At 40.9% G+C, this 9,474-nt stretch carries 9 protein-coding genes; 5 read left to right on the forward strand and 4 right to left on the reverse strand.

Annotation, left to right across the window (positions count from 1 at the left end):
• Both B2R65_RS14935 and B2R65_RS14940 read left to right on the forward strand, forming a co-directional pair.
• The coding region (locus tag B2R65_RS14935; protein ID WP_286744006.1) for a PilC/PilY family type IV pilus protein at nucleotides 1-3,189 on the forward strand (3,189 nt) is incomplete at its 5' end.
• A 9-nt stretch (nucleotides 3,190-3,198) separates the two neighbouring features.
• Nucleotides 3,199-3,621, forward strand: coding sequence for a type IV pilin protein (locus B2R65_RS14940; protein ID WP_024032268.1), 423 nt, complete (start codon nucleotides 3,199-3,201; stop codon nucleotides 3,619-3,621).
• A 14-nt stretch (nucleotides 3,622-3,635) separates the two neighbouring features.
• Here B2R65_RS14940 and B2R65_RS14945 read toward each other — a convergent pair whose 3' ends face one another.
• Complete coding sequence (locus tag B2R65_RS14945; protein WP_096041389.1) at nucleotides 3,636-4,166, reverse strand: GspH/FimT family pseudopilin; 531 nt, start codon at nucleotides 4,164-4,166, stop codon at nucleotides 3,636-3,638.
• Nucleotides 4,167-4,245: 79 nt separating this feature from the next.
• On the reverse strand, nucleotides 4,246-4,797 hold the full coding sequence (locus B2R65_RS14950) for a GspH/FimT family pseudopilin (RefSeq protein ID WP_286744012.1): 552 nt from the start codon (nucleotides 4,795-4,797) through the stop codon (nucleotides 4,246-4,248).
• A 179-nt stretch (nucleotides 4,798-4,976) separates the two neighbouring features.
• Here B2R65_RS14950 and B2R65_RS14955 point away from each other — a divergent pair, with 179 nt between their 5' ends.
• Nucleotides 4,977-5,315, forward strand: coding sequence for a P-II family nitrogen regulator (locus tag B2R65_RS14955; RefSeq protein ID WP_004588371.1), 339 nt, complete (start codon nucleotides 4,977-4,979; stop codon nucleotides 5,313-5,315).
• 236 nt (nucleotides 5,316-5,551) lie between these two features.
• Here the strand turns inward: B2R65_RS14955 and B2R65_RS14960 are convergent, their stop codons facing one another.
• Complete coding sequence (locus tag B2R65_RS14960) at nucleotides 5,552-5,920, reverse strand: hypothetical protein (protein ID WP_054983039.1); 369 nt, start codon at nucleotides 5,918-5,920, stop codon at nucleotides 5,552-5,554.
• Between the two features lie 57 nt (nucleotides 5,921-5,977).
• On the opposite strand from B2R65_RS14960, the gene B2R65_RS14965 reads away from it, so the two are divergent.
• Together B2R65_RS14965 and ggt are read left to right on the forward strand one after the other, a co-directional pair.
• Nucleotides 5,978-6,514, forward strand: a complete 537-nt coding sequence (locus tag B2R65_RS14965; RefSeq protein ID WP_286744017.1) for a GNAT family N-acetyltransferase — start codon at nucleotides 5,978-5,980, stop codon at nucleotides 6,512-6,514.
• A 95-nt stretch (nucleotides 6,515-6,609) separates the two neighbouring features.
• Entirely contained in the window at nucleotides 6,610-8,283 is a 1,674-nt protein-coding gene (gene ggt, locus B2R65_RS14970; RefSeq protein ID WP_286744020.1) for a gamma-glutamyltransferase, read from the forward strand.
• A gap of 44 nt (nucleotides 8,284-8,327) precedes the next feature.
• Here the strand turns inward: ggt and B2R65_RS14975 are convergent.
• A partial coding sequence (locus B2R65_RS14975; RefSeq protein ID WP_286744022.1) for an aromatic amino acid transport family protein occupies nucleotides 8,328-9,474 on the reverse strand: 1,147 nt, incomplete at its 5' end.

A 9,474-nucleotide genomic window follows, 5' to 3' on the forward strand; every position in this document is an offset into this window, starting at 1 on the left:
GGTTTAGCACTGAGCGCCTCAGCAGTTGCTGAAGATATAGAGCTTTATGTCAATCATGATTTAGATTTAGATGAGAAACCAAGGGTTTTACTCATATTTGATACATCAGGCAGTATGGCGTTTTCATCCTCTAATGGTAATAACTGTGGTTTTAATAACTTTTTAGGCTTATATAACTTATGTATAGATAGCCGTCTTGCTGCTGCGCAATTTGCCATGAATAAAGTGGTATCAGATAACGAAGACTCTATTGATTTTGGTTTGATGCGATTTAAAAGTGATTCTGAGGGCGGCTATGTTGTGAATGGTGTAGGCAGTGATGCTGCAGTAGTGCGCAGCTCCATCGCAGCTCTCCCAGCCAATGGTGGCACACCACTGACAGAGACACTTTGGGAAGCATATTTATATATTACTGGGCAGAAGCTTGAATATGGTGAAGACGCTTCAACTGTAGAGCGTGATACAAATGTAGAGTTACGTACAGGTAGCCAATGGACAGATGTTGAGTGTGATTGGGTTTGGAATCGCCGTCGAGGTTGGGTGTATGAATGTGAAAATATAGTGAGAGATAATTACGAGTATACTTATATATCGCCCTTTGCGGACAGTGAAGCTGAAGCGGCTCGTTGTGATAATTCAATCAACATTATTTATATGACTGATGGCGACCCTTCTAATGATAACGGCAGCGATAGTGATATTAGTGATGAACACGAAAAGTACTTTGGAGAGCCATTAAACTGGAATACCGATAGTTATTACAGTAACTACTTACACCAAATGGCTAAAATTATTCATGGTACAAGTGATGTTACCGTTGATTTATACCCTGCCACTGCCGATATCCACGAAACAGGCCGCTTATACACTATAGGTTTTGGTTCAGGTATGAGTGCAAGCGGGCAAGAACTTTTAAGACGTGCTGCCTTATTGGGTGGCGGTGAAAACTTACCAGCAAGCACCCCAGATGAGCTTTCTAACTCGTTAAATAGTGCTATTTCTCGTATTCGTGAAGTAAACGATAGCTTCTCTTCGCCTTCGGTAGCAAGTAACAACGTAGACCAAACACGTAGCCGTGATGCCATTTACTTTGCCATGTTTTACCCAGAAACAAACACCCGATGGGGTGGGAATTTAAAAAAATTAAAAGTATCAGGCAGCGAAATAGTTGACTCTGCAGATAATACAGCGCTTGATTCTGATGGTTTAATCGACACCGATGCTAAAACATTTTGGTTGCCAGATGGCCAGTCTGCCGATGGTAACTTAGTTGCACAAGGGGGTGTAAACTATCATTTAGCTACACTTACGGGGACTCCAGCTGAAGAAAGACGCAACCTCTATACAGATAAGCAAGGCGATATAGTTGAGTTTACTACTAATATTGTGAGCGATATTTTAGATTTAGTCACCAATAACCCGATTAGCCTAGCTAGTTCAGATATAAAATGGGCAATGGGGATAGATGTTGACGATGAAGACAACGATGGCTCAAACACCGATCAACGCAGCGATATTTTTGGCGACCCTTTACATTCTAAGCCAGTGGCAATCGACTATGGCAATGACGACATACGCATATTGATTGGTACTAATGCCGGCTTTTTACATATGTTTAAAGACGATGATACCAATAACCAAGTGACCGAAAGCTGGGCGTTCATTCCCTCTGATCTTTACGATATTATTCAGCCTTTACGCAATGAAGACACCGGTAAACTCTACGGGATGGACGGCCCAATCAGTGTTTACTTTAGTGATAAAAGCTTAAATGACGAAGGCATTAACGATGGTATTGTTGATGCAAGCGATGGTGACGACGTGTGGGCATTTGCAGGTATGCGCCGTGGTGGAAAAAACTATTACGCCTTTGATATTACTAACCCCGATCAGCCTAAAAAACTATGGGATAACCCTATAGAAGGCGGTACTGGCGATTTTAAAGAGCTAGCTCAAACGTGGTCAAAACCCCAAATAGCGTACATAAAAGCATTTGGTGATAAGCCATTACTCGTCTTTGGAGCAGGGTACGATACAAATAAAGATGCCGTGGTAAGAAGTGAAGACTCGGTTGGTCGCGGTATTTATATAGTAGAAGCTGAAACAGGTAAAAAAGTGTGGGCTTTAACGCCAAACGAAAATGGATTTAAAGGCAAGCACTCGATTGCAGCAAATGTTTCTACGCTTGATTCAGATTACGATGGTTACATTGACAGAATTTATGCTGCCGATACCGGGGGCGATATTTGGCGTATAGACATGCCAGGCACAAGCACCAGTAATTTTACGCACTTTAAACTTGCAGAGCTTGGTAGCAGTTTAGCAAGCCAAGACCGTCGCTTTTTTTACCAGCCGTTGGTGGCACGTACACTTTATAGCAAAGTAAGTGAAACAACGATTAATGGTGAAACAGTGATTACACGTTTAGACACGCCGTATGACGCTATTGTAATAGGCAGCGGAAATCGCTCAAAACCAACAGGTACAAATGAAGACGATCAGCTGTTTATGATAAGAGATGAAAATACAGTAACTCAGTCATTCACTAGCGCCCCTACAGCGATTAAACCAGCAGATTTAATGCTAATGAACAGCGACCCGTTTGGTAATGCACTTGATGATGTAGATGAGTTTGTTGATTTAGAAGTCGATTTAGCTAAATTTAAAGGCTGGCGCTATGAATTAGGCACAGGCGAAAAATCTTTAGCAGCAGCCACAGTGGTGGGCGGTGTCGCTTACTATACAAGCTTTACTCCATCATCAGAAACCTCTACAGAGAACCAATGTTCGTTAAGTGGCGGTGGCGGCTCGTTGTATGCGTTTCATTTACATTATGGCACCAAGGTATATGACGACTTAAAGTTTACCACTAGCTATGATGTACCTGATACACCACAATTGTACTTTGGTGAAGGCCCCTCTTGTGCCGATGGAAATGGCGACGGCTTTTGTGATGATAACCCAACCATTGAAGTGACCGAAGAAAGCCAATTTTACCTAATTGGGCCGGGAATAAAAGGCGAAGATGCACAAAACCCAATGAAGCCAGTAGAAATAATGGGCCCAGGCTTAACGGTTGTAGATGGTACCGTACAATTAGTGAATGACGATGATAGTGTAGGGTTTGGCTTTAAAACCCAACAAACCTATATTTATAAACGTGAAGAAAATGATGAAATTGATGATTAAGGAATATTAATGAATAAACAAGCACGCGGATTCACGTTGATAGAGTTAATGATAGCCGTAGCTATTGTAGGTATTTTAGCCTCAATAGCACTGCCTAATTATACTGAGTATGTAAAACGCTCTTCTCGAGCCGAGGCCGCAGCGGCGCTTTTAGACGCTGCAAACAAACAAGAGCAGTACTTCGTAGATAATCGTGAGTACACAGAGACATTCTCAGACTTAGGTATACAAGAGACCACAGAAAACGGCCATTTTGAGCTGTCGATTGATGTGGATGATGACGATAATACGTTTACAATTACTGCAAAACCTATTGCGGGTGCTGTAAAAGGCGACGGTGACTGCACGCAAATTACAATTACTGACACAGGCTATAAAGGCGCAAAAGGCAGTAAAGGTAATTCAGATGTTGAGTATTGCTGGGGACGTTAACTTAATCGGGTTAACTAGTCGCTCTGACATTTGTCGGTTGATTTAATTCGTATACGGCCTGTTTGACTGACAGATAAAGCCAGCCCCTCAAGGTTGGCTTTATCTTTATTTGGGCAATATATAAATGTTCCATTTTGAAAACCATTTAAAGAGCCATCGGGCCGAAAGGTAATTGCACTTCGGGGGTATTGCATAGAATCTGCATCATGGATTTTTTCAAATGTGCTTATTAATAAGTCGTCGGTGTCTAATGACGTAGACTTGTCGTTATCAATAAACAGCGACATTTGCCCATCCCACTCATCTTTAGTGCATTGATTATCTTTTAAAGCACACAAAGTAACATAAGTGCCATTTTCAATGGCGTAAAGGCGGCCATAATTAATGTTTCTGTGCAGCAAACTTACATGATTATCGGCTCGGTTTTTCGCTAAAAAGTCAGGAAAAACCGATAGAGAAATTTGGCTAACAATACTCACAATAGCAATAGATGCCATTAATTCTAAAAGCGTATAGCCAGCCTGAGTTTGGGTAGATAACCTCATCCCTGAAGCCCTGAGTCAAAAAATGTATTAGCTCAGTGTAGTAAATGATAAAAATATGACAACTTAAATTGTATGTTTTTTAAACGCATTTAAGTGCGCTGTCACCGGCATAAAAAGCAGTACCTGATTGAGATAAAGTAAGCGCTTTATTATTTTCAGTGCCACCATTGGGGCAAAAAACAAAGTCACCTGGGTTTGTGGTAATTCGTCCACTGGTATTAAAACGCAAGCGACGCTCATTTCCTGTAAAGGTTAACTTGTCGTTATCTGATATTTCTTCCATGACTCTCAGCAGTGTATCGGAAGCGCCATTATAGTGCCCATCGTTATCTACATCGATAAATACAACTATAATTTTATTCTCATCCCACTTTTTGTTGCAGTTGAAAGTGTCTCTGCTGTTTTTAATCTTACCTTGGCCAGTAGGGCACAAAACAACAATTTCATCTGTACTGGCAGCTTGTGAGCGAGCAAAGCTAATATTGCGTTTTAGCTCAAGCAAGAAATTCTCAGCGCGGTTCTCCTCAAGCATATCGCTACTGTCCCAAAGAGCTATTGAGGCGATAATACCTACTATGGCTAATGCCACCATGAGCTCTAATAAAGTTAAACCGGTTTGGAATTTTTTCATATTATTTATACCTACTACATTTGTTATTATTATAGCTAGTTGAGAAAGATTTATAATTCAGACTTATAAGTAATTATACCACGCTTGGTTGTTTTATCATCGAATTCAATTGCTTTGTTTGCTATGAACTCCATGATTGTCTAAAATCGAGGCAACTAAAGCTTTAATAAGTAGTGAGCATGAAAAAAATAGAAGCAATCATCAAACCGTTTAAGTTAGACGACGTACGCGAAGCCCTATCAGATGTAGGTATTACGGGTATGACTGTAAGTGAAGTAAAAGGTTTTGGTCGTCAAAAAGGTCACACAGAACTTTACCGTGGTGCTGAGTACATGGTGGATTTTTTACCTAAGGTAAAACTTGATATTGTGCTAACCGATGAAGATGTTGAACGCGCTATAGAAGTAATAGTAAAAACAGCGCAAACAGGCAAAATTGGTGATGGTAAAATATTTGTCACAGATGTTGAGCGTGTAGTTCGTATACGCACCGCAGAAGAAGACGAAGAAGCGATTTAATTATAGTAATAAGCGCATAAATAAAAAGGCTGCAAATAATGTTATTTGCAGCCTTTTTTTGTAAATACTATTTAATACCAATCAGCAATAATAATTAAGTATTTTAAGGGGCTAAGCCCCACGCTAAGTGCGTTAAAAATGCTTGTTAAGCACACCTAAGTAGCAATTTTTACTTACTAAACGATGTTTTTACCTCAAAGCAAATTACTTAATTAAATGAATTAGTATCAATAATATTACTGTTTTTCAGCATGTTCTTCACGCGCTTCTTCAATTTCTTCAGCGATTTCTTGCGCTTTTTGCTTTGTTTTTTCGGTTAATTCACCGGCTGCTTCTTTGCTTTTTATCCATGCATCAACGGCAATCTCTTTGCCATCGTCGTACATGTCTAAGCCCATTACTTTACTTTGTTCAAGCAACTCATTTAATGACTCATCATTTTTAAGCTCTGTGGCTTTATCTTTTACATCGTTCCATGTGTCACCAAGCTGCTCTTGCATTTGCGCGCTTTTATCTTTTGCATCTTCTTGTACTTCCTGAGCATCTTCACAGCCCGTTAGTGTAATTAAAGTGCCTAATAAAGCTAAACCTGCTAATTTGTTCATGTGCTATCTCTCCTTAGAGACAAATAATTAATTCCACTTAATAATAGAACAGCGAAGATGAACATACCTGTAACAACACGCTTAAATTTCAAATTAATGAATGAACACGATTGGCCGCTGCTGCATGAACTAGATCAAGACCCCGCGGTAATGAAATACATAAACCGAGGAACGCCTTCGACATTAAAACAAATTAAAGAAATAGGGATCCCCAGAATGCTTGCCTATAAAAATGCAAACAAAGGCTGGGGGCTGTGGAAAATCACCCTTAAAAAAGAGGACTCTTTTATAGGGTGGGTGCTGATTAGGCCTATGCACTTTTTTACTCAAACTCCCGATTTTACAAATATTGAAATAGGGTGGCGCTTTAAGCAATCTAGTTGGGGACAGGGTTATGCAACGGAAGCGGCTAGTGCATTATGTAAAGCCTTAAAAATGCAGCCAGAGATAAAAACACTATCAGCAATGGCACTGGCCGATAATAAAGCTTCAATTAGCGTCATGCAAAAGCTGGGGTTTACCTGGGTCAAAAACTATATACACACTGATGAACAAGGCGATTTGGATGCCGTTTTATACGCAAAGGCGTTATAGCATACAAAAAATTACTTGTATAAACATTGACCTAACATTCTATGGTATGCATAAATGAGCCAAGCGAGATTCAAATAATAAAGTAAGGATGTTTTATGGGGTTATTTTTTCGACCAAGCCGGCTCATTGTTAAGAGTGTGTTGATTGCACAATTTTGTATATTTAGCGTGCAGGCAGAGCAAGTTACTAAAAGCGCTGTCGCAATGCCTGACTCGTTTAGTGCAGATACAGCACAAGCTATTTTAGAGCAAGGTGGAAATGCCGTTGATGCGGCTATTGCTGCGCAATTTGTATTAGCGGTAACGCTTCCCGAAGCCGGAAATATTGGCGGGGGAGGCTTTATGCTTATACAAAAAGAGGGGAAAGGCGACTTTATAGATTATCGGGAAACGGCTCCCCAAGCAGCGCACAGAGATATGTATTTAGATGCCAAGGGCGATGTAATTAAAAACAAGTCAATTTATGGTATTCACGCAAGTGGTGTACCAGGGAGCGTAGCCGGTATGTGGCTGGCGCATCAAAAACACGGCACCTTAAAATGGCAAACATTAGTACAGCCTGCGGTTACCTTAGCAGAGCAAGGCTTTAAAGTGCCGCCCAAATTGGCTCAGGGGGTCGCACAATACATTGCTCATTTAGACAAACAAAATATAAATGTAAATTTTAAACACTATTTTGCAGATATAAAAGCAAATCGGGTTTTTAAACAGCCTGAGCTAGCCGCTACTTTAAAGCGCATAAGAGATAACGGTCAAGACGGGTTTTATAAAGGCGAAACGGCCCGCATTATTGCCAACTTTATGCACCAGCACGGTGGCATTATTAACCAAACTGATTTGGCTAATTACACGGCTGTGTCGCGCACGCCGATTAAAGCTAACTGGAACGGTTATGAAGTATTAACCTCTCCACCGCCAAGCTCTGGCGGAATTGCTATTTTGCAGTGGCTAAAAATGTTTGAGCTTAAAAAAAGTGAAATGGGGCTGGTACATAACTCTACTCAATACGTACATTTACTTGCTGAAATAGGTAAACGTGTGTTTGCCGATAGAGCAGAGTACTTGGGCGATCCGGACTTTTTTGATGTACCAGTGACTGAGCTTACTCATATTGATTACCTAAAAGCGCGCAGTAAAGATATTTCTTTAACAGCTATTTCAACGACCGAAAACATTAAACCAGGCCTCAAAGAAAGTGAGCAAACCACGCATTTTTCTATTATTGATAAAATGGGTAATGCGGTGGCCAATACCACAACGATTAATTTAAGCTTTGGTAGTGGCGTTGTGGTTGAAGGGGCAGGCTTTATATTAAATGACGAAATGGACGACTTTAGCGCTAAACCTGGGGTAATGAACGCCTTTGGTGCGCTCGGCGGTAAAGCCAATGAAATTCAGCCACAAAAGCGTATGCTTAGCTCAATGTCGCCAACCATACTGCTCAAAAACAACAGCGTTAAAATGGTCACAGGCTCGCCTGGGGGCACAACAATTATTAGCTCGGTGTATCAATCTATTTTAAATGCGGTTGAATTTAACATGGGCGCCAACGATATTGTTAATAGCACGCGGTTTCATCATCAGTTATGGCCTAAAAACGTAATCAGAACACACGCAGGGCTCAGTGAAAACACTCAAGCTGAACTTATAAAAATGGGCTACACACTGAATGAGCGCCGTTTTGGCGATTTGCAGGTTATTGTAAATAAAGACGGTGAGTTACAAGCAGCTTCTCAGGCTACAGGCCGTGGTGAGTCTCGGGTATTTTAACATTTTTAACTAACCCCTTTAAGCTAAAGGGGTTAGTTTTGTTATTAACCAATAGCGGGTACTAATCCCAACATTTGCATAAATTGGGCGACAATAATTACAACGCCGCACAGCCCTGCCACCGCTAAACCCATATTACCACTTCGCACTTGGTATCCCGTTTGAGGGCCCGATTTACGCTGCTTATACACCATAGAAACCGGTAAAAATATTGCTAATACCACAAGGGCGATGGCTGCATAGCCTAGCGCCATTATAAATCCCTGAGGGTAAAATAACGCAAACCCTAAAGGGGGAATAAAAGTAATTAGTGCGGTTTTTATTCTTTCTGATTTGGTGTCGCCTTTATTAAATGCATCAGCAAAAAAATCAAATAACCCTAAGCTAACACCTAAAAAAGAGGTGGCCAATGCTAAGTCGGCAAACAGTGTAACAGCGCTTGTTACCTGCGGATTATGCGCAATATTTGCCACACTCTCTACAAAGCCTGTTAAGCCATTACTATTGAGTAAATCACTTTGCTGCATAATCCCTTGGCTAAGCAGTTGCCAAAAAATATAAATCACTAAAGGTAAAGCAGCCCCTGCAATCATTACCTTACGCAATACTTTTGTTTCCAGCCCCACATACTTAACAATTGACGGAATAGAGCCATGAAAACCAAATGAGGTAAAAATAACGGGTAAGGCAGATAAAATCAGCCCTTGCTCAACGGGCATTTCAAGTAAGTGCTTACCTTGTACATAGGGTGTAAGCATATAAAACAAGCTGCCTAGTACTAAAATTTTAATCGTAAATAACACGCGGTTAAGTTTATCTACTTTACTGGTGCCTAAAGTAACCACGCTACCTATTACAATGGCTAAAACAATAGAGGCAATTTGTGGCGCTATGTTTATGCTCAAATCACTACTAATACGCGACTGCAACTGCGCGCCACCCCCGGCTATATAGGCTGCGCACAGGGCGTAAAACAAAAATATCATCGAAAAGTTAGCTACGTACTGGCCGCGCTTTCCTAACCAGCGCTTTGCTAAGGTGTTTAACGTTGCATCTCTAGGGGCGTATTGGTGGAGCTCTAGCATTAATAAAGCGGTGTAGGTCATCAGTAACCAGCTGGCTATTATCAGTGCAAGCGCGGTATTAAATCCAAGCCCTGCAGAGGCTATTGGCAATGCCAGCATACCTGCG

The organism is Pseudoalteromonas sp. UBA2102 (assembly GCF_002331165.1).
Classification (GTDB): Bacteria; Pseudomonadota; Gammaproteobacteria; order Enterobacterales; family Alteromonadaceae; genus Pseudoalteromonas; species Pseudoalteromonas atlantica.